This window comes from Curtobacterium sp. MCLR17_051 (assembly GCF_003234395.1).
Taxonomy (GTDB): Bacteria; Actinomycetota; Actinomycetes; order Actinomycetales; family Microbacteriaceae; genus Curtobacterium; species Curtobacterium flaccumfaciens.
The window spans coordinates 76065-96351 of sequence record NZ_QKTA01000010.1; the positions used below are offsets into that span (position 1 = coordinate 76065).

The following is a 20287-nucleotide window of genomic DNA, read 5'->3' on the forward strand; positions in this document are numbered from 1 at the left end:
ATCACCGCAGCACACCCGCTGCGGTGATCCGGGCCTCCTGTCCGCGCGCGGGGCGCGACCGCCTACGCGACGGGCGCGATGAGCTGCGGTCCGTCGTTCCGCACGCTGTTCACCGTGCGGGAGACCTCGTACTGCGCAAGGCCCGCGGCCACCGCCAGCGACTCGTGGTCGAGCAGGGCAAGCAAGTCGTCTGACCGGAGGTCGCCGCCGAGCCAGTCGTCGTAGCCGTCCGGCGTCAGGAACGCGGGCATGCGGTCGTGGACCTCGCCCGGGGCGACGTGCGCGTCACGGGTGATGATCGCGAGCGACAGCCGCCACTTGTCCGGGTCGCCCTCGGGCTTCGTGGGGTCTGGCCAGGCGCTCACGACGCCGGCCATCGCCAGGGCGCCGCCGGGTTCGTGCACGAAGTGGGGTTCCTTGCCGTCCTCGCGCACGACCCACTCGTAGTACCCCTGCGCCGGGACGATGCAGCGGTTCGTGGCGAAGGCCCGCTTGAACATGCCGCTCGTCGCGACCGTCTCGATGCGGGCGTTGATCGGCTTCGGGCGCTGCTTCTGGAAGTCCTTCGCCCAGCTCGGCACGAAGCCCCAGCTGATCTGCGGCAGTTCCCGTTCGCCGTGCCGCTGGCGGACGGCGTACACGGGGTCGGTCGGGGCGACGTTCCAGCTCGGGGCGAGGCCGGGGTGCACCTCGCCGGTGTCCTCGTCGACGTGCTCGGTCCGGGCGGCGAGCTCGCCCATGAGCTCGGGCAACAGATCGGCCGTGGTGTCGGAGACGACGAACCTTCCACACATGCGCCCAGTGTGCCCGTCGCCGCCGACAGTGGTGCGCGTCGGGGTGTCCTGTTCCGCTTCGTGAGCAGGAATGGTCGAGTGCCCCACAGTGACTCGACCGCTTCTGCTCACGAAGTGGGGCGTGCGGGCGTCTCGGGTGCGGGCTCGAGGGACTCGGCGGCCAGGCGGGCTCGTTCGGAGCGGCCGAGGCGGATGACGTACTCCGACAGCCCGATCGTGTACACCGCGATCAAGAGCACCTGGAACCCGCTGGCGGCCCCGAGGACGAACGCCCCGAGGACGGCGACGAGACCCGAACCGAGCAACGGTGCGACGCGGGCGAGCGTGCCGATCAGCCCCCGCCGCAGCAGGACCGTGTCGGTGCGGACGATCTCGCGGTGCTCCGGCAGGACCGGCACCGGCCGACGCTGCACGTACAGCTGCGTGGCTCCTCGGGCGGCGAGCTGCCACGAGGGCCGCACCTGCCGACCGTTGATCGTCGTCGAGGGGTCCGGCGGTTGCCACGTCGGGATGCACGCGAAGGCGAGCAGTCCGACGCCGAGCGCCAGCAGCACCATCGCGACCACGCTGCGGACCGGAGTGGTCCCCGTCCAGTCGACCCGGGCATCCAGGACGGCCATGCCGACCAGCGCGACGACCGCCGCGATGCCGGACCACAGGGCGGCACGACGGACGCGTGCCGGATCCAGCACGTCCGTGACGTGCCGGCGGAAGACCTGCCAGCCGAGCGTGAACACGGGTCACTCCTCCGGCAGGGCGAGCTTGCTGCCGCTCCGCGCGCCGGGACGGCCGCGGGGTGGCACGGGCGGAGGGACCGGCGGGAGCGCTTCAGCCTCGACGCGGAGCTGCTCCTGGCGGCCGAGGGTGCGCAGTCCTCCGACCCCCGTGGCCGACCCGGTGATGCCCAGGAAGAACCAGAACCATGGCAACCGGGGCAGGCCGGTACCAGCCGAGATCGCGGCGACGTCGACGATCACCACGGCGAGGAGGGCGGCCGCGCACCCGGTCAGGAGCAGGAGGCCGCCGAGCGCCGAGCGGACGAGCAGGTCGCGGCTCTCCGGCAGGCGGTCGAGGACGGCGTCGCGGTGCTTCGGGTCGACCGGGGGCGGGTTTCGGCGGTAGTACCGGGCGACCGCCTCCTGCGTGCGCCACCCGATGCCGGGGATCGGCGCGATCGCCCACCCCTTCGGCCCGGACGGGACGCAGGCGGCAGCGAGGCACCCGAAGCCCACGGACAGGAGCAGGCCGACGACGACCGTTCCGGCCGATGGGAGAGGTGTGGCGTCGAACACGTCCGTCGTCAGCGCGAGCACCACCAACCCGACGAACGCCACCACCACCCCGATGATGCCGACGACCACGACACGACGGCGGTACTGCGGCCCGATGAGTGCGGGGAGGCGCTCGCGGAACACCTGCCACCCGATCTTGAACACTCATCATGTCTACCCGGTGGGGGTGCTGCGTGCCCGGGCGGTCGATCGTCCTCTCGTTCGTGAGCAGAAGATGTCGGGTGCTGGCGGGGGACTCGACATCTTCTGCTCACTCGATGCACGGCGCACCCGCAGCCCCCACCCGGACACGCCCGAGCGCTCCCCGCCCGGAGCTGCTGCACCCGCGACGTGGTGCTGCCGCTCAGGATTCGTCCAGGCGAGCACGGTGACCTCGGACCATGAGTCTCGACATCGTCTACACCGCCGCTGCCCACGCCACCGGAGGCGGCCGCGACGGGCACGTCCGCAGCGAGGACGACCGGCTCGACCTCGACACCCGCCCGCCCAAGGAGATGGGTGGCAGCGGCGAGGGCACCAACCCCGAGCAGCTCTTCGCCGCCGGGTACGCCGCGTGCTTCCTCGGCGCCCTGCACGCCGCCGGCAAGGAGCTCGAGGTCGACACGACTGGCGCCGAGGTCTCCGCCGAGGTCGGCATCGGCGGCACCGGCGACGGCGCCTTCGGCCTCGCCGTGGAGCTCGACGTCTACGCCCCGAACGCCCCGCAGGAGCAGCGCCAGCGACTGGCCGAGCGTGCACACGAGATCTGCCCGTACTCGAACGCCACCCGCGGCAACATCACCGTCACGCTGTCCATCGTCGACTAGCGTTCGGCCGGTGGTCACCGACACGACGCGCTGCCCCTGCCTGAGCGGCAACCCCTACGGGGAGTGCTGCGGCCCCCTGCACGCCGGGGCCGTGGCGCCGACCGCGGAACGGCTCATGCGCTCCCGCTTCAGCGCCTTCGCGCTGGGCCTGCCGGAGTACCTGCTGCTCACCTGGCACCCGCGCACCCGCCCTGCGGGTCTCGAGTTGGACCCGACCCAGCGCTGGACCCGGTTGGACGTGCTGGCGACCACCTCGGGAGGCCCGTTCGACTCCCACGGCACCGTCACGTTCCGCGCGTGGTGGCGTTCCGACGACGAGCGCGGCACGCTCGAGGAGACGAGCGACTTCGTCCGCGAGCAGGGACGATGGTTCTACGTGGACGGCGTGGTCGCCTGACGACTGCGCACCACGCCAGCTGACAGGAGCCCACATGCCCGCACGCGACCTCACCCGCTTCGGTGACCGGACCACGGCCGCCGAGGTCGTCGACGGCCTCGACCTGACGGGGCGCACGGCGATCGTCACCGGTGCTGCGTCCGGCATCGGCGTGGAGACCTCCCGAGCACTCGCCGGAGCCGGGGCACGCGTGACGCTCGCGGTGCGGGACGTCGATGCCGGCCGACGGGTGGCGGACGACATCGCCCGGACGACCGGGACGGAAGCACCGGCCGTCATCGAGCTGCACCTGGACCGGCCGGCTTCCGTCGAGGCCTTCGCCGCAGCGTGGTCGGGGCCGCTCGACGTGCTCGTCGCCAACGCGGGCATCATGGACGCACCCGAGTCGTACACGCCCGCCGGGTGGGAGTCACACTTCGCGACGAACCACCTCGGGCACTTCGCCCTCGCGCTCGGGCTGCACGACTCCCTGGCCGCCTCGGGTTCGGCACGGATCGTCTCGGTGTCGTCGAGCGGACACGGTGGTTCGCCCGTCGTGTTCGACGACCTGTTCTTCCGCCGGCGTCGCTACGAGCCCGGACTCGCGTACGGGCAGTCGAAGACCGCCAACGCGCTGTTCGCCGTCGCTGCCGCCCGCCGGTGGGCCGCCGACGGCATCACCGCGAACGCCCTCATGCCCGGCGGGATCTGGACCGGGCTGCAGAAGCACTGGGACCCGGAGGTCCTGGCCGCCACGAAGATCGCCGCGGCCGATGCCGTGAAGTCCCCGGAGCAGGGAGCCGCGACCTCGGTCCTGCTCGCCACCGCGCCCGAACTCGACGGGGTCACGGGCCGGTACTTCGAGGACTGCCACGAAGCGTCGGTGGTGGAGCGGATCGAGGACGGCCTGCACGGCGTGGTGCCCTGGGCCCTCGATCCGGACCAGGCCGATCGGCTGTGGGACGTCTCCGTCGCGCTGCTCGACGCCGAGGCGCGGTCCCGCGGCTGAGCGAGGGCGTCGCCAGGGTCGTCGTCGTCGGCTAGCTGCCGATGACGGCGGGCAGGTCGACCGCGGTGCGCATCGCCCGGCGGACCCCGGCCTCGTCGGGGAGCAGCTCGTCCTCGTCACCGGTCAGGAAGAACCGGATCTGTCCGATCGCCTGCTCGGTGAGCATGTCGAGGCCGTTCAGCACGCGGCCCCCGGCGTCGGTCCAGCGGCTGGCGACCGCGGTGGGCCACGGTTCGTAGGCGACGTCGAACAGCACGGCCTCGGGCCCCGACGGACCGAACTCGAGCGGGTCAGCTGCACCGCCCGGCAGCGTCGAGAGGACGAACCCGTGGTGCGTGCCGTCGAGTTCGGTCAGGGGGTGCACCTCGAGCGTCACCCCGAGCCGGACGGCCAGGTCGACCAGCGCACGGGTCTTCGCGGTGTCGCGGACGAACACCCGGACGAGCGATGCCCCGAGCCGGACGGCAGCGGTCAGGGCGCTCGCCGCGGTGGCTCCGCCGCCCAGGATCGTGGCCTCGCCGGGAAGGTGTCCGAGTGCCTCGACCGGGCGGACGAGCCCCTGCACGTCGGTGTTCGCGCCGGCTCGGACGATCGTGGAGCCCTCGTGGCGGAACGCGACCGTGTTGGCGACCCCGAGCTCGTCGACGAGAGGGGTGGTGCGGTCGAGCAGCGGCAGCACCTCGCGCTTGAGCGGCATCGTGAGGCTCAGCCCACGCCATTCCGGACCCAGCCCCGCGACGAACGCGGCGAGCTCGCCGGACGCGACTTCGTGCCTCCCGTAGGTGAAGGGCAGGTCGAGCGCATCGTAGGCCGCTGCGTGGAGCGTGGGCGAGAGCGAGTGCGCGATGGGGGAGCCGAGCACCGCGAGGTGCGTGCGGCCTGGATCGGTGAACGCCACGGTCACCCAGCCTAGCCAGCCGTTTTCCTGCGCACCCCGTTAGGTTAGGCTACCCTTCGTGAACCGTTCTCCCTTGCGTCTCCGACGCGTGCTCGCCGCAGCCGGCGCCGTCGTCGCAGCGTCCCTCGTCCTCGCCGGCTGCGCGTCCGGCTCCGGCTCCTCGACCGACTCGGCGTCGTCGGGGTCGTCCGACGCCGCGTTCCCGGTCTCGATCACGACCGGCCTCGGCACCACAACCATCGAGTCGGCACCGAAGCGCGTCGTCGCGCTCGGGTGGGGCGACGCCGAGACGGCGCTCGAGCTCGGTGTGCAGCCGGTCGGTGCGAGCGACTGGCTCGCGTTCGGCGGCGACGGTGTCGGTCCGTGGCTCAAAGGTGCGTACGACAAGTCCCCGAAGATCATCCAGACGCTCGAGCCGAGCTACGAGGACATCCTCAAGCTCAACCCCGACGTCATCCTCGACGTGAAGTCCTCGGGCGACAAGGAGCGGTACGACAAGCTCTCCGCGATCGCGCCGACCGTGGCGATCCCGAAGGGCGGCGCGAACTACCTCGCGTCGACCGAGCAGCAGACGACCATGATCGCGAAGGCGCTCGGCAAGGAGTCCGAGGGCAAGAAGCTGCTCTCCGGCCTCGACGACGCCTACGCCGCAGCACGCAAGGCGCACCCGGACTTCGAGGGCAAGACGGCCGTCGTCGGTGCCTACAGTTCCGAGGGCTTCGGGGCGTACGCCTCCACGGACAGCCGTTCGACCTTCATGCGGAACCTCGGCTTCGAGATCCCGAAGGCCATCGACGAGCAGGCCGGCAAGGAGTTCTCCGTGCACCTGTCCGACGAGAACCTCGACCTGCTCGACGCCGACCTGACGCTGATCCTGCCGATCTACGTCGATGCGTCAGAGGCCTCGTCGAACAAGCTGTTCCAGAAGGTGCCGTCGGTCGAGGCCGGACACTCGATCGTCTTCGACGACAAGGACGTCTCGTCCGCGTTCTCGATGGGCACCACGGCTGCGATCGAGTGGGCGCTCGACAAGCTGCCGGCGCAGTTCGAGGAGAAGCTCGGCTAGGGCAGGTCGTCGCTGCTGGCCGGCTCCGCTGGTCAGCACCGCTGGTCAGCACCGCGAAAGCGACAGGGTGCCGCCGATGTTCGGTGGCACCCTGTCGCTTTCGCAGTTCGGGGGAGGAGCGCGGGGCTAGACGCCGATGGTGGAACCCAGCAGCGCGAAGAGCAGCGCGATCAGGGGGAGCGTGCCCTGCTTGAACGCGGAGTTGACGTACTTGCGACCCGAGCCGATCAGGATCACCGCGGCACCGAGCATGCTCGCGGTCGAGAACACCACGAGGGTCCAGCCGCTCACGGTGTTGCCGGCCAGCACGAGCACGACGCCGAGGATCGCCCCGATCGCCAGGAACAGGTTGTAGAAGCCCTGGTTGAAGGCGAGCGAACGGGTCGCCACGGCTTCGGTCTCGGAAGCGATGCCGAAGATGCGGCGCGCTTGCGGACTGGTCCAGATGACCGATTCGAGGAAGAAGATGTACACGTGGATGAGGCCCGCGAGGACCGCACAGACACCCGAGATCACCAGCAGGACCGACATGTGCACATTCTCGCAGCAGCGGGCCGGGTTCCGCTGCACGTCCGCCAGTAGGCTCGGACCATGAACGACGACGTCACCCTGTCCGAGGCCGACGCGAGCGCCGTCGCCGAACTGCGGAGCATCCGGCAGAGCATCGACAACATCGACGCCGCCGTGATCCACATGCTCGCGGAGCGCTTCAAGTACACGCAGCGCGTGGGGCACCTGAAGGCCGAGTCGGGCATGCCCGCCGCCGACCCGGACCGCGAACGGATCCAGGTCGCACGGCTCCGGTCGCTCGCCGCCGACTCCCACCTCGACCCTGCCTTCGCCGAGAAGTTCCTCAACTTCATCGTCGCCGAGGTCATCCACCACCACGAGCGCATCGCGGGTCGCGACGAATGAGCGCCGAGCTGCCGTCGCTGCTCATCGGGTCGTACACGGCGACCGGTGGCGGCAACGCCACGGGCATCTCGCTGGTCGACGCCGGACCGGTCGGAGCCGTTCCGGCACCCCGGACCGTCGCGGTGCTCGACGACCCCTCGTTCCTCGCCGTCTCGGGTGACCGGGTCTACGCGGTCTCCGAGACGAACGACGGTGCCGTGTCGGCCTTCCGGCTGCAGGGCGGCGCACTCGAACACCTGTGGGACGCCCCCGCCGGCGGAGACGCCCCGTGCCATCTGCGGGTCGACCCCTCGGGCGCGCTCGTCGTCACGAACTACGTCTCGGGCACGGTCACGGCGATCTCCCTCGCGCCGGCCGAGTCACACGCCGCCTCGGTGACCGCCAGCGACGGCGTGGTGCTGCACGGGGACGCCGACCAGCGTTCGGCGCCGGCCGAGGCCGTCGCGGTCGCCGTGCTGCCCGACGCCACGGGTCCTGACGACGACCGCCAGGACGGCCCGCACGCCCACCAGTCGATCGCCACCCCGGACGGCACGGTGCTCGTCGCCGACCTCGGCGGCGATGCCCTGCACGAGTTCCGCGTCACGGTGTCGCCCGACGGGGTCCCCGCCATCGAGGCGCTCCGCGTGCACCACGTGACCCCGGGCGCCGGCCCGAGGCACATGGCCTGGATCGACGGTGACTTGCTCGTCGCCGGTGAGCTCGACGGGCACGTGCACCGGCTGCGCCGCGACGACTCCGGGTCGTTCGTGACGATCGCTGCCGTGCCCACCTTCGACGGTGCGGTGGGGGAGTCGCTGCTCAGCCACATCGAGGTCGACGAGGCTGGCCGCGTGTACGTGGCGGTGCGGGGGCGGGACCTGCTCGTGGTGCTCGACGCACGTGACGGCGGGCTCGCCGTCGTCGGGTCGGTGCCCTGCGGTGGGGTCTGGCCGCGGCACTTCGCTCGGGTGCCCGGGTTCGTCCTGGTGGCGAACCAGATGTCCGACGCCGTCGCCGTGCTGCCGCTCGACGCCGAGGGCATGCCCGGCGAAGCCGTCGCGCAGATCCCGGTCGGCACGCCGACCTGCGTCGTCCCGCTCTGACGCCGGGACCGGCCGGCTAGAACTCGATCAGGTTCTCGAACGGGCGGCCCTCGGCCAGTGCGGCGACCTGCTTGCGCATCAGCTCGATCGACCGCGGCACGCTCAGGTCGGTGTTGCCGCCGACGTGCGGGGTGAGCACGGTGTTCGGCGTCGTCCAGAGCGGGTGTCCGGCGGGCAGGGGCTCCGGGTCGGTGACGTCGAGGGCCGCGAACAGCCGCTCCGACCGCAGTTCGGCGACCAGGGCGTCGGTGTCGACGACCTTGCCGCGCGCCACGTTCACCACGAGGGCACCGTCCGGCAGCGCCGCGAGCAGCTCCGCGTCGACCAGGCGTTCGGTCTCGGCGGTGAGCGGCGCGATGAGCACGAGGACGTCGGTCGTCGGAGCCAGCTCGGGCAGCTCGCCGAACGCGTGCACGTGCCGGCCGTCCTGCTCGCGCGCGGTCCGGGCGACCACGGTCACCTCGGTGCGGAACGCCTCGAACCGGGTGGCGATCGCGGACCCGATCGCCCCGTAGCCGACGACGGTCACCCGGCGGTCGGCGAGCGATCGGGTCTCGCGGGCGTCCCAGACGCCGTTGGCACGGTCGACCTGGAACGCCGAGATCTCACGGAGCGACGTCAGCGCGAGGCCGACCGCGAGCTCGGCGGTCTCGTCGTCGTGGATGCCGCGACCGTTCGCCAGCTGCGCGTGACCGGGCACGTGCGGGACGGCGTGCTCGTACCCGGCGCTCGGCAGCTGCAGCAGCTGGAGCTCGGGCAGGTCGTGCACGAACTGCCAGCGGTGCCGCCCCTCGAAGTAGAACGGCAGGAACGTGATCGCGACGTCGTCCGGGCGACCGTACGGCGACTCGACGTCCCAGACGTCCAGCTCGATGCCGTCCGGCACGGGGCCGAACCGGTCGACGAGCTCGGCGAAGGGCAGGGTGACGATCGGCATCCGCGACCCGGGCCTAGGCGTCGGTGCGCGGCGAGAAGGCACCGTCGGAGTCGAGCGGCCCGCGGCCGACGTACCCCTCGGTGACGTCCTCGACGATCACGTCGCCGAAGCGGGCCGGCAGCGTCGCGGCGTGGGTGCCGCGCAGCTCGTCGACCGTGGCCTCGAACGCGCCCTGGACCTCGAGCGTGCTCGACGTCGCGTCGGTCACGCCGATGCGCAGCACCGGGAAGCCCCGGCCGTCGCACATGCCCTGGAACCGGACGTCGTCCTCGCGGCGGACGGTCACGATGACGCGGCCGGTCGACTCGGAGAACAGCGCGGTCGCGGTGTCGATGCCGTCGCGGGTCTCGAGGTCGTCGAGGACCACGCGGGCGCCGATGCCGAAGCGGAGCACGGACTCGGCGAGCGACTGGCCGAGGCCGCCGTCCGCCAGGTCGTGCGCGCTGGTGAGCAGCTGCTCGCCGGACGCCGCGTACAGCAGCTCGGCGAGGGCCTTCTCGCGCTCGAGGTCGACCGCCGGGGGACGCCCGCCCAGGTGCCCGTGCACGGTGCCGGCCCACGCGGAACCGTCGAGCTCGAGGCTCGTGGTGCCGAGCAGGTAGATGTTGTGGCCGTCGTCCTGCCACCCGGACGGCACGCGCTTGGCGACGTCGTCGATGATCCCGAGCACGCCGACGACGGGCGTCGGGTGGATGGGGGTCGAGCCGGTCTGGTTGTAGAACGACACGTTGCCGCCGGTGACCGGGATGCCGAGCTCCATGCAGCCGTCGGCCAGGCCCTCGACCGCCTCGGAGAACTGCCACATGACCTCGGGGTTCTCGGGGGAGCCGAAGTTCAGGCAGTCGGTGACGGCTGCGGGGACGGCACCGGTGACGGCGACGTTGCGGTACGCCTCGGCCAGGGCCAGACGGGCACCCTGCTTCGGGTCGAGCTGGCAGTAGCGGCCGTTCGCGTCGGTGGCGATGGCGACACCGAGGCCCGTTTCCTCGTCGACGCGGATCATGCCGCCGTCGTCGGGGAAGGACAGCGCGGTGTTGCCGAGCACGTAGGTGTCGTACTGGTTCGTGACCCAGTTCTTCGACGCCAGGTTCGGCGAACCGAGCAGGCTGAGGAACTGTGCCTTCAGCGCGGGGCCGTTGGCCGGGCGGTCGAGCGAGGCAGCGGTGTCGGCCTGCAGCGCGTCGATCCAGGTCGGGTAGGCGACCGGGCGGTCGTAGACCGGGCCGTCGACGGCGACGGTGCGCGGGTCGACGTTCACGATCTCCTGGCCCTGCCAGTCGATGACGAGTCGGCCGGTGCCGGTGACCTCGCCCAGCACGCTGGTCTCGACCTCCCACTTGCCGACGACGGCCAGGAACTCGTCGAGCTTGTCGGGGCGGACGACCGCCATCATGCGCTCCTGGCTCTCCGACATCAGGATCTCTTCGGCGGTGAGCGTCGGGTCGCGGAGCAGGACGTCGTCGAGCGAGATGTGCATGCCGCCGTCACCGTTGCTCGCGAGCTCCGAGGTGGCGCAGGAGATGCCCGCGGCGCCGAGGTCCTGGATGCCCTCGACCAGGTCCTTCTGGAACAGCTCGAGGCAGCACTCGATCAGGACCTTCTCGGCGAAGGGGTCGCCGACCTGCACGGCCGGGCGCTTGGTCGGGCCGCCCTCGGTGAAGGTGTCGGACGCCAGGATCGACGCGCCGCCGATGCCGTCGCCACCGGTGCGGGCACCGAACAGGACGACCTTGTTGCCGGCACCGGAGGCGTTCGCCAGGTGCAGGTCCTCGTGGCGGAGCACGCCGACCGCGAGGGCGTTGACCAGCGGGTTGCCCTGGTACACCGGGTCGAAGTAGGTCTCGCCGCCGATGTTCGGCAGGCCGAGGCAGTTGCCGTAGAACGAGATGCCACCGACGACGCCGTGCACGACGCGTGCGGTGTCCTCGTGGTCGATCGCGCCGAAGCGGAGCTGGTCCATCACGGCGACGGGGCGGGCGCCCATCGAGATGATGTCGCGGACGATGCCGCCGACACCGGTGGCCGCGCCCTGGTACGGCTCGACGTAGGACGGGTGGTTGTGCGACTCGACCTTGAAGGTCACCGCCCAGCCGTTGCCGACGTCGACGACACCGGCGTTCTCGCCCATGCCGACCATCAGGTTCTTCGTCATCTCCGGCGTGACCTTCTTGCCGAACTGACGGAGGTAGTTCTTCGAGGACTTGTAGGAGCAGTGCTCGCTCCACATCACCGAGTACATCGCCAGCTCGCCCGACGTGGGGCGGCGGCCGAGGATCTCCTTGATGCGGGCGTACTCGTCCGGCTTCAGGCCCAGCGCGTCGTACGGCTGCTCCTTGTCGGGGGTGGCTGCCGCGTCCTGCACGGTGTCGGGCTTCGGGCGAACGGGTGTCGTCACGGTGTCGTTGTTCCCTGTCACTTGACGAGCGCGTGCTCGATCACGGAGGTGAAGAAGGTCAGGCCGTCGGTGCCCGAGGCCATCGCGGCGGGGGTGTCCGGGCCGAAGCCGGCCTCGGTCGCGTGCTCGGGGTGCGGCATCAGGCCGACGACGTTGCCGCGCTCGTTCGAGACGCCGGCGATGTCGTCGATGGAGCCGTTCGGGTTCACGCCGACGTAGCGGAACACGACCTGGCCGTTGTCCTCGATGCGCTTGATGGTGTCGGCGTCCGCGACGAAGCGGCCGTCGGCGTTCTTCAGCGGGATGGTGATCTCCTGCTGGGCGCTGAAGCCGGAGGTCCAGGCGGTCGCGGTGGTCTCGACGCGGAGCTTCTGGTCGCGGCGGATGAACTGCTGGTGCGCGTTGCGGGTGTGTGCCCCGGGGACCAGACGGGCCTCGGCCAGCATCTGGAACCCGTTGCAGATGCCGAGCACGGGCATGCCCTTGCCGGCGGCGTCGATGACCTCGGCCATGATCGGGGCCTTCGCGGCGATCGCGCCGGCACGGAGGTAGTCGCCGTACGAGAACCCACCGGGCAGCACGATGGCGTCGACGCCCTGCAGGTCGTGGTCGCCGTGCCAGAGGGCGACGGGGTCGGCACCGGCGAGACGGACGGCGCGCTGGGCGTCGCGGTCGTCGAGCGAGCCGGGGAACGTGATGACGCCGATGCGCATCCGGGTCACTGGCCTTCGACGGTCACGGACACGACGTCCTCGATGACCGCGTTCGAGAAGACGTCGGCTGCGATGTCGCGGACCTCGGCGAGCTTGGCGTCGTCGACGGGGCCGTCGACGGTCACCTCGAAGCGCTTGCCGATGCGGACGTTGGTCAGGTCGGCCTTGCCGAGGCGGGCCAGGGCGTTGCCCACGGCCTTCCCCTGGGGGTCGAGGATCTCGGCCTTGGGCATGACCTCGACGACGATCGTTGGCACGTGTTCTCTCCAGCACTTCAGGGGTGGGGGGACGCGACCAGTCTACGGGGCGCGCGCGACACGCCGGGACGGCCACCGGCCTCCAGACCGGCCCGTGCTGTGCGGTTGTTCATGTCTGTTCCAACGCGTATATTCCACTTCGAATAGTCAACAACGAACAAGCGGACTGGAGGCACGTGTGCCGTCGCTCACGCCACTCGCGTTCGCCGCGCTCGGGCTCCTGGCCGAGGGGCCGACGCATCCCTACGAGATGTTCCAGACGATGACGCACCGACGGGACGGTCGGAACGTCAAGGTCCGGCCCGGCACCCTGTACCACCAGGTCGGCCGCCTGGTGGAGCTCGGCCTCGCCGAGATCGTGGGGACCGACCGGGCGGGCAACCGTCCGGAACGCACCACCTACGCCATCACGGACGAGGGGTGGACGGCCCTGCACGACGGGCTCGTCCGGCTGATCGCCGAACCGGCCGAGGAGTACCCCGTCTTCCACCTGGCCGTCGCCGAGATCGAGAACCTGTCGGTCGACGAGGCCGAGTCCGCACTCCGGGCGCGGGCCGTCGCACTCCGGGCCCAGCGCGACGAGGCGGACGAGATCCTCGGGGTCGTCCGTGCGAAGGACCTGCCCGAGCGGTACTGGCTCGACGTGTCGTACGTGCGTGCCATGCTCACGACGCAGATCGAGTGGCTCGCCGCCACGGCCGACCGGATCGCCGCCGGCCACATCTCCTGGGACGCCTCCGTCGCGTCCGCAGACACCACCACGAACAGCAAGGAAACCACTCGATGACCACCGTCACGCCTCCGCGGACGACCGAGAAGAAGCCGTGGCCTGCCCTGTGGGCACTCGTCGTCGGGTTCTTCATGATCCTCGTCGACTCGACCATCGTGTCGGTCGCCACCCCCACCATCGCCCAGAAGCTCGACGCGGACATCAACTCCGTGATCTGGGTGACGAGCGCCTACCTGCTCGCCTACGCCGTGCCGCTGCTCATCACCGGCCGGCTCGGTGACCGCTTCGGCCCGAAGGTCATGTACCAGATCGGCCTCGTGGTCTTCACGCTCGCCAGCCTGTGGTGCGGCCTGGCCGGCTCGATCGAGGTGCTGATCGTCGCCCGCGTCGTGCAGGGTCTCGGCGCCGCGATGATGAGCCCGCAGACCATGTCGGTCATCACGCGCATCTTCCCGCCGCAGAACCGCGGCGCGGCCATGGGCCTCTGGGGCGCCGTCGCCGGTGTCGCGTCGCTCGTCGGTCCGATCGTCGGCGGCCTGCTGGTCGACGGCTTCGGCTGGGAGTGGATCTTCTTCGTGAACGTCCCCGTCGGTGTCGTGGCCTTCGTGCTCGCGCAGCGCTTCGTGCCGTCGTTCGAGCGGCACGGACACCGCTTCGACTACCTCGGCATCTTCCTGTCGGCAGCGGGCCTGTTCCTGCTCGTCTTCGGCATCCAGGAGGGCGAGACCTACGACTGGGGCGTCATCGCCGGCCCGATCTCGGTGTGGTCGCTCATCATCGTCGGCCTCGTGGTGCTCGCCGGCTTCGTCGTCTGGCAGGGCGTGCAGAAGGGCGAGCCGCTGCTGCCGCTCGGCCTGTTCAAGGACCGCAACTTCACGCTGGCCAACGTCGCCATCACGGCCGTCGGTGTCGCGATCGCCTCGTTCGCGCTGCCGATCATGCTGTGGGCACAGGACGTCCTGCGCTTCTCGCCGACCCAGGCCGCACTGCTCCTCGTGCCGCAGGCCGTGCTGTCCGCCGCGCTCGCGCCGATCGTCGGCAAGAACCTGAACCGCTGGAACCCGCGCTGGGTCGCCTCGTTCGGGCTCGCCTGCTTCTCCGTCGGCCTGTTCTGGTTCGGCGCCCTGCTGTCGAGCGGTGCCGAGTGGGGCTGGGTGCTCCTGCCGAGCGCCCTCCTCGGTCTCGCCAACGCCTGCATGTGGGGACCGCTGTCCGTCTCGGCGACGCGCAACCTGCCGCCGAAGCTGGCCGGTGCCGGCTCGGGCGTCTACAACACCACCCGCCAGATCGGTGCGGTGCTCGGTTCCGCCGGCATCGCCGCCCTGATGGAGGCCCGGATCACCGCGAACTTCCCGGCGTCGTCCGGTGGGGCCTCGGCCGGTGGCGCCGAGCAGCAGGTCGGCGCGCTGCCGGGCTTCCTGCTCGAGCCGTTCTCCAAGGCCATGGGTGAGTCGCTCTACCTGCCGGCGATCGTGCTGATCGTGGCCATCGTCGCGGCGCTGTTCCTGGCGAAGCCGAAGCAGACCGTCGCGTGGCAGCAGACCGGCTCGGTCACCACGCAGCCCGACGCCGAGCCCGCGGGGGCCCCGTCGAAGTAGGGCACGAGCGCTTCGGCGCCCAACGAGTGAGCAGAAGAAGTCGAGTCACCTCCGGGTACTCGACTTCTTCTGCTCACTCGTGTCGCGGACTCACCCCCGCCCGTCAACTGCGGCGCTGCAGGTGCGCTCGGGTGAGCTCGTCCATCTGCTCGTCGGTCAGGGCGTCGACGTCCCGGGCCTCGCGGCGGTCGGTCCGCTGCCACCGGAGGAACAGGGCGACGAGCACGGGGATGTCCGCCACCTCGGCGATGAACCACAGCAGGTCGCCCGCCAGGTGCTGGTCCTGCAGGGGCGACGGGTACCAGGCCCGCCCGACCATGGGCACGAGGGACCCGTCGAGCACATGGTTCGTGATCCGCAGCACGATGCCGGGCACCGCGTCGATGACGAGCTCGACGAACGCGAGCAGGAACTCGGCCGTGGCGAACGTCGACGAGACGAGCACACCGACCTCGGACAGCGGGGCGAGCAGGCCGAACCCGAGCGCCGGCACGGTCACGGTGATGACGGCGGCCCAGGCGGGGGACTCCCGGATCACCGCCGAGAACGGGGTGAGCAGGACGGCGAACAGCGCGAGCGCGACCAACGGGGCGACGATCGCGTTGCCGAGCAGCCGCACCGGACGTGACCCCATGACCGCGTCGGCGACCTGCGCGAGGCGAGCCGGGCCTCCGATCCGGAGCAGTGCGACGGGCGCACCGAGCGCGGCGAAGGTGGGGACCGCGAAGAACAGCAGCGCGGCCCGCAGGACGAACGCCCAGCGCAACCGCTCGTCGTCGACGCCGACGATGCCGAACTGCAGCACGCCGAACAGCACGAGCGCCGTGACGAAGGCGAGCGTGCGCCACCACGGCCACCGGGCACCCCGTCGGACCGCTCCGACGACCCAGCGGCCGTAGGCGAGCGCGGCGACGACGAGGAGCACCGCCGCCAGGGGGTCGAACCGCCAGGTGCTCCAGAACTCGGGTGTCGACGGCGTGGGGAGCCTCCTGGGGATCAGGCGGACTCGTCCTTCGCGCCGCCGGAACCATCCTCCGTCCGCCCGACGTCCGCCGGGGGGCCGTCGTGGCCCCGCGACGGTGAGAACCGGTTCAGATCCGGGCGACCCCGGGTGCCGGGACGGTCCGTGACAGCAGCCAGACGCCCACCGGCACGGCCACGGCGCCGACGAGCGCGACGCCGAACGACAGGTGCAGCTGCATCACGAGGAACGCCGGGCCGATCGTGCAGAGGGCGGCGACCGCGACGACCGGCCACGACGGACGGTCGGCCGACGGCAGCAGCCGGGGGAGCGGCCGGTCGAACCAGCGCAGGGCCCGGGCCACCCCGATCGCGACGGCGAGCACCACCACGAGTGCGACGATGCGCGACGCCCACCACGGACCGGAGCCCGGTGCCGGGAACGGCACCCCGACGAGCAGGGCGATGCCGTTCAGCGCGATGAACAGCGGCAGGTGCCACAGGTAGATGGTCATGCCGTCGCGGCCGAGGACGAACACGGCCCCGAGGGCGGCCCGCGTGCGCATCAGTCGGGTGAGCGGCGCGTGCACGAGCTGGACCAGGCAGGCCTGCGCGATCGCCAGGAACGCCAGCGGGAGCATCGGCGGGTTGAGGTCCTGCAGCATGTCCGGTGCCCAGAGCCCGATCGAGGTCATCGGCACGAGCACGGCGTACGCGGCGACGGCGATGCCGAGCAGGAGCACCTTCGAGCGGCGAGCGAACCAGCCGTCGGCCCAGAGGAACCCGAGCTGCTGCGCGAAGAGCCACACCGGGCCGAGGTTGAGCAGCCCGACCTCGGCGACCCCGGTGGCCAGGCGGACGGCGTCGACCGCCCCGGCGAGCACGAGCAGCACGGCGAGGGTGGCCCACGGTGCTCGCTCGTGCAGGCGCATCATCACGGGGACGCAGCACTGGGTGATGCCGTAGGCCGCCAGGAACCAGAGCGGCGAACCGATGCCGAACGCGACCTCGGCCAGCAGCTCCGGCGGCGTGCCAGCGGCCGTGGCGACCCCGAGCCCGAGCGCGAGGAACACGAACAGTGGCACCGCGGGCCGGAACAGCCGCACCAGGCGGGTGGCCAGGTAGTCGCGGGCGGGGCTCGGCGCACCTCGGGCGACGGTGCTGCGCCAGCCGACGGCACTCGCGAACCCGCCGACCACGAAGAACAGCGGCATCACCTGCCCGACCCAGGTGGCAGCGACGTACCAGGGGAGTTCCTGCAGCGGGCTCGTGACCCGCACCCCCTGGTCGTCGGCGGCGACGCCGACCATCGTGACGTGCACGATGACGACGAGGACGACGCAGGCCGTCCGGATGAGGTCGACGACCAGGTCCCGCTTCGCGATGATCCCCCGGACGTCCGCGGTGCTGTTCGCCTGTTCAGGCAGACCCTGGCTCGTGGACATGTCCGGACGTTAGCGTGCGGAACGGTCGGTCCAGTGTCGTCCCAGCTGATCGCGACCGGATCGTGACACTTCGTATTCCGGTAGCGGCATGTGAGTCCTCGCTGGTCGGCAGCAGAAGCTCGTGTACAGTGAACGCGTTGTCTTGATTCCTGCAAAAGAAAGGCTCAGCATGGACGCCGACGCCGATCTGCTCCGTTCCTCGGGGCTCCGGGTCACGACCCCACGACTCGCGGTGCTCCGCGCGACGGACTCGATGCCGCACGCCACCGCGGACGACATCGTCACCGCGCTCGCCGTGGAGCTGCCGACCACCAGCCACCAGGCCGTCTACGGCGTGCTGAACGCCCTGACCGGCGTCGGGCTCGTCCGCCGCATCGAACCGGCTGGCAGCCCTGCCCGGTACGAGCGCCGAACCGGTGACAACCACCACCACATCGTCTGCACCCTGTGCGGCGCGATCGAGGACGTCGACTGTGCGGTCGGCCACTCGCCCTGCCTGACGCCGTCCGAGACCCACGGCTTCGCGGTCACCACCGCCGAGGTCACCTACTGGGGCATCTGCGAACGCTGCGCGGCGGCAGAGCGCGACGACGCAGAACACGACGTCGCAGAGCGCGATCACCCAGACGCGCCCGGCGCGAACGCGCAGGCCCCCGGAGCCCACACGCCCGCCTGACGGCGACCGCCCACCGCACCGGCCGCACGACGCGCCGGACCCCGAACCACCCGAGCACCCCTGACCGAACCAACGTCCCACCTCCAGGAGGAACCGTGTCCGACCAGAACACGCCGACCGGCACCCCGACCACCACGACCAACAGCGGCGCACCCGTCTCGAGCGACGAGCACTCGATGGGCGTCGGGGCCGACGGCCCCCTCGCGCTGCACGACCACTACCTGGTCGAGAAGCTCGCCCAGTTCAACCGCGAGCGCGTCCCGGAGCGGGTCGTGCACGCCAAGGGCGGCGGCGCCTTCGGTACCTTCACCGTCACGCAGGACGTCTCGCGCTTCACCCGCGCCGCGTTCCTGCAGCCGGGCAAGCAGACCGAGATGCTGGCCCGCTTCTCCTCCGTCGCTGGTGAGCAGGGCTCCCCGGACACCTGGCGCGACCCCCGCGGCTTCGCGCTGAAGTTCTACACCGAAGAGGGCAACTACGACCTCGTCGGCAACAACACCCCGGTGTTCTTCATCCGCGACGGCATCAAGTTCCCCGACTTCATCCGCTCGCAGAAGCGCCTGCCGGGTTCGCACCTGCGTGACCACGACATGCAGTGGGACTTCTGGACCCTGTCGCCCGAGTCGGCGCACCAGGTCACGTGGCTGATGGGCGACCGCGGCCTGCCGGCGAGCTGGCGCGAGATGGACGGCTTCGGCTCGCACACCTACCAGTGGATCAACGCCGAGGGCGAGCGCTTCTGGGTGAAGTACCACTTCATCACCGAGCAGGGCCACAAGACCCTGACGCAGGAGGACGCCGACCGCATCGCCGGTGAGGACGCGGACTTCCACATCCGTGACCTGCACGCCGCGATCGAGCGTCAGGACTTCCCGCGCTGGACCCTCAAGGTGCAGGTCATGCCCTACGAGGACGCCGCGACCTACCGCTTCAACCCGTTCGACCTGACGAAGGTGTGGCCGCACGCGGACTACCCGCTCATCGAGGTCGGCACGATGGAGCTCAACCGCAACCCGGAGAACTACTTCGCGCAGATCGAGCAGGCGACCTTCGCCCCCTCGAACTTCGTGCCCGGCATCGCGGCGAGCCCGGACAAGATGCTCCTGGCGCGCATCTTCAGCTACGCGGACGCGCACCGCTACCGCGTCGGCACGAACCACGCCCAGCTGCCGGTGAACGCCCCGAAGAACGAGGTCCACTCGTACTCGAAGGACGGCGGCATGCGCTTCGACTTCCAGAAGTCCGAGGTGCCGGTGTACGCGCCGAACTCGCTCGGTGGTGCGCACGCCGACCCGAACGCGACCGACGACGCCCCGGGCTGGGAGTCCGACGGTGCGCTGCAGCGTTCCGCCGCGACCCTGCACCCGGAGGACGACGACTTCGGCCAGGCCGGCACGCTCGTCCGCGAGGTCCTGGACGACGCCGCCCGCGAGCGCCTGGTCGGCAACATCGCCGGTCACGTCTCGAAGGTGACGCGCGACGACCTGCGCGAGCGCGTGTTCGCCTACTGGACGAACGTCGACGCCGACCTGGGTGCGCGCGTGCGCGCCGCGGTCGCGCCGAGCGCGCCGGGCTCCAACGAGGACCCGGAGAAGGTCGCGGTCGAGGCGTAAGCCCCGCTGCACGACCTGACGGACGGGAGGCCCGGTACCAGCTGGTACCGGGCCTCCCGTCCGTTGGTCGTTGCGTCTAGACCTGCTGGCCGTTGAGCCAGATCGGCCCGGCGGGCCAGTCCTCGAGCTGCGCTGCCACCGGCAGCGCCATCCAGCCGCCCTGCTCGGTGTTGCTGACGCCCGCGCCCTCGGCGGTGAACGCCGAGAAGGTGCCGACAGCCTCGGGGAACTCGTGCCAGCCGAGCTTCGTGTAGAAGGGGATCCGGTCCTCGCCCGCGCCGAGGAACCCGAAGGGCACGCGGAGTCCCTCGAGGACCGCCGCGGTCCGGGTCATCAGCTCGCGGCCGACGCCGGTGCCCTGCAGTCGGGGCGACACGGCGACCAGGCCGGTGTCGCCGACCAGGACGTCTTTGCCGCCGACGGAGATGTACATGCGGCGGATGCCGACGTGGGCCAGGACGACCCCGTCGGCGTCGTGCGCGAGCACCCGGCGTTCCGGCTGCATGCCGGACCAGCTCCGGCCGCCCACGTACCAGTGCGACCAGTCGGGGAAGGCCTGCCCGAGCAGCGCTGCGATCGCTTCGTGGTCGGGGAGCGACAGCGTGCTCTCCTCGACCACCTCCCACCGGATGTCGTCAGTCACGGGTCCATCCTGCCGGTCCGGCGGTCGGTGTGGGGAGGTTTCGCGCTGGGCGACACCTCGCGGGTCCGGGCGCGCGTGG

22 protein-coding genes are annotated in these 20287 nt (G+C 71.1%); 10 read left to right on the top strand and 12 right to left on the bottom strand.

Annotated features, from left to right (window positions below; all coding sequences use genetic code 11):
* Positions 1-62 precede the first annotated feature (62 nt).
* The 3 genes from DEJ06_RS10250 to DEJ06_RS10260 form a co-directional block, all read right to left on the bottom strand.
* Positions 63-794: an SOS response-associated peptidase gene (locus DEJ06_RS10250; protein WP_110864292.1), complete on the bottom strand. Its 732-nt coding sequence runs from the start codon at positions 792-794 to the stop codon at positions 63-65.
* Positions 795-901: 107 nt separating this feature from the next.
* On the bottom strand, positions 902-1531 hold the full coding sequence (locus DEJ06_RS10255) for a hypothetical protein (protein ID WP_111039220.1): 630 nt from the start codon (positions 1529-1531) through the stop codon (positions 902-904).
* Positions 1532-1534: 3 nt separating this feature from the next.
* Positions 1535-2230, bottom strand: coding sequence for a hypothetical protein (locus DEJ06_RS10260; RefSeq protein WP_111039221.1), 696 nt, complete (start codon positions 2228-2230; stop codon positions 1535-1537).
* A gap of 236 nt (positions 2231-2466) precedes the next feature.
* On the opposite strand from DEJ06_RS10260, the gene DEJ06_RS10265 reads away from it, so the two are divergent.
* The 3 genes from DEJ06_RS10265 to DEJ06_RS10275 are packed head-to-tail and all read left to right on the top strand — an operon-like array spanning position 2467 to position 4277.
* Entirely contained in the window at positions 2467-2892 is a 426-nt protein-coding gene (locus DEJ06_RS10265; RefSeq protein ID WP_071404380.1) for an organic hydroperoxide resistance protein, read from the top strand.
* Between the two features lie 10 nt (positions 2893-2902).
* Positions 2903-3289: a YchJ family protein gene (locus tag DEJ06_RS10270; protein ID WP_027465017.1), complete on the top strand. Its 387-nt coding sequence runs from the start codon at positions 2903-2905 to the stop codon at positions 3287-3289.
* A gap of 34 nt (positions 3290-3323) precedes the next feature.
* Positions 3324-4277 (top strand): SDR family NAD(P)-dependent oxidoreductase, encoded by a 954-nt coding sequence (locus DEJ06_RS10275; protein WP_111039222.1) that lies wholly within the window; start codon positions 3324-3326, stop codon positions 4275-4277.
* Positions 4278-4308: 31 nt separating this feature from the next.
* Here the strand turns inward: DEJ06_RS10275 and DEJ06_RS10280 are convergent, their stop codons facing one another.
* Positions 4309-5175, bottom strand: coding sequence for a shikimate dehydrogenase (locus DEJ06_RS10280; protein WP_181436776.1), 867 nt, complete (start codon positions 5173-5175; stop codon positions 4309-4311).
* A gap of 58 nt (positions 5176-5233) precedes the next feature.
* Here DEJ06_RS10280 and DEJ06_RS10285 point away from each other — a divergent pair, with 58 nt between their 5' ends.
* Positions 5234-6241 carry an iron-siderophore ABC transporter substrate-binding protein gene (locus tag DEJ06_RS10285; protein WP_071404382.1) on the top strand — a complete coding sequence of 336 codons (1008 nt, stop codon included), beginning with the start codon at positions 5234-5236 and terminating at the stop codon, positions 6239-6241.
* Between the two features lie 126 nt (positions 6242-6367).
* On the opposite strand, the gene DEJ06_RS10290 is transcribed toward DEJ06_RS10285, so the two are convergent.
* A complete protein-coding gene (locus tag DEJ06_RS10290) occupies positions 6368-6772 on the bottom strand; it encodes a DUF1304 domain-containing protein (protein WP_111024254.1) in 405 nt (134 codons plus the stop codon).
* A gap of 60 nt (positions 6773-6832) precedes the next feature.
* On the opposite strand from DEJ06_RS10290, the gene DEJ06_RS10295 reads away from it, so the two are divergent.
* Together DEJ06_RS10295 and DEJ06_RS10300 are read left to right on the top strand one after the other, a co-directional pair.
* Positions 6833-7156, top strand: a complete 324-nt coding sequence (locus DEJ06_RS10295; protein ID WP_111024253.1) for a chorismate mutase — start codon at positions 6833-6835, stop codon at positions 7154-7156.
* Positions 7153-8241, top strand: coding sequence for a beta-propeller fold lactonase family protein (locus tag DEJ06_RS10300; RefSeq protein ID WP_111039224.1), 1089 nt, complete (start codon positions 7153-7155; stop codon positions 8239-8241). Before DEJ06_RS10295 ends, DEJ06_RS10300 begins: the two co-directional genes overlap by 4 nt.
* Positions 8242-8257: 16 nt before the next feature.
* On the opposite strand, the gene DEJ06_RS10305 is transcribed toward DEJ06_RS10300, so the two are convergent.
* The 4 genes from DEJ06_RS10305 to purS are packed head-to-tail and all read right to left on the bottom strand — an operon-like array spanning position 8258 to position 12543.
* Positions 8258-9178: a 2-hydroxyacid dehydrogenase gene (locus DEJ06_RS10305; protein WP_111033674.1), complete on the bottom strand. Its 921-nt coding sequence runs from the start codon at positions 9176-9178 to the stop codon at positions 8258-8260.
* Between the two features lie 13 nt (positions 9179-9191).
* Positions 9192-11573 carry a phosphoribosylformylglycinamidine synthase subunit PurL gene (purL, locus tag DEJ06_RS10310; RefSeq protein WP_258372435.1) on the bottom strand — a complete coding sequence of 794 codons (2382 nt, stop codon included), beginning with the start codon at positions 11571-11573 and terminating at the stop codon, positions 9192-9194.
* Between the two features lie 17 nt (positions 11574-11590).
* Positions 11591-12286 carry a phosphoribosylformylglycinamidine synthase subunit PurQ gene (gene purQ, locus DEJ06_RS10315; RefSeq protein ID WP_027465024.1) on the bottom strand — a complete coding sequence of 232 codons (696 nt, stop codon included), beginning with the start codon at positions 12284-12286 and terminating at the stop codon, positions 11591-11593.
* Between the two features lie 5 nt (positions 12287-12291).
* Positions 12292-12543 carry a phosphoribosylformylglycinamidine synthase subunit PurS gene (gene purS, locus DEJ06_RS10320; protein WP_017886272.1) on the bottom strand — a complete coding sequence of 84 codons (252 nt, stop codon included), beginning with the start codon at positions 12541-12543 and terminating at the stop codon, positions 12292-12294.
* A 178-nt stretch (positions 12544-12721) separates the two neighbouring features.
* Here purS and DEJ06_RS10325 point away from each other — a divergent pair, with 178 nt between their 5' ends.
* Together DEJ06_RS10325 and DEJ06_RS10330 are read left to right on the top strand one after the other, a co-directional pair.
* Positions 12722-13330, top strand: a complete 609-nt coding sequence (locus tag DEJ06_RS10325; RefSeq protein WP_181433343.1) for a PadR family transcriptional regulator — start codon at positions 12722-12724, stop codon at positions 13328-13330.
* A complete protein-coding gene (locus DEJ06_RS10330) occupies positions 13327-14871 on the top strand; it encodes a DHA2 family efflux MFS transporter permease subunit (protein ID WP_111029803.1) in 1545 nt (514 codons plus the stop codon). Before DEJ06_RS10325 ends, DEJ06_RS10330 begins: the two co-directional genes overlap by 4 nt.
* 103 nt (positions 14872-14974) lie before the next feature.
* On the opposite strand, the gene DEJ06_RS10335 is transcribed toward DEJ06_RS10330, so the two are convergent.
* Positions 14975-15796, bottom strand: coding sequence for a cytochrome c oxidase assembly protein (locus DEJ06_RS10335; RefSeq protein ID WP_111039227.1), 822 nt, complete (start codon positions 15794-15796; stop codon positions 14975-14977).
* A 166-nt stretch (positions 15797-15962) separates the two neighbouring features.
* On the bottom strand, positions 15963-17276 hold the full coding sequence (locus DEJ06_RS10340; protein WP_111039228.1) for an acyltransferase: 1314 nt from the start codon (positions 17274-17276) through the stop codon (positions 15963-15965).
* A gap of 169 nt (positions 17277-17445) precedes the next feature.
* On the opposite strand from DEJ06_RS10340, the gene DEJ06_RS10345 reads away from it, so the two are divergent.
* Positions 17446-17952 carry a Fur family transcriptional regulator gene (locus DEJ06_RS10345; RefSeq protein WP_258372436.1) on the top strand — a complete coding sequence of 169 codons (507 nt, stop codon included), beginning with the start codon at positions 17446-17448 and terminating at the stop codon, positions 17950-17952.
* 95 nt (positions 17953-18047) lie between these two features.
* Positions 18048-19565, top strand: coding sequence for a catalase (locus DEJ06_RS10350; RefSeq protein WP_035808050.1), 1518 nt, complete (start codon positions 18048-18050; stop codon positions 19563-19565).
* Positions 19566-19641: 76 nt separating this feature from the next.
* Here DEJ06_RS10350 and DEJ06_RS10355 read toward each other — a convergent pair whose 3' ends face one another.
* Positions 19642-20208 (bottom strand): GNAT family N-acetyltransferase, encoded by a 567-nt coding sequence (locus tag DEJ06_RS10355; RefSeq protein ID WP_111039229.1) that lies wholly within the window; start codon positions 20206-20208, stop codon positions 19642-19644.
* Positions 20209-20287 lie beyond the last annotated feature (79 nt).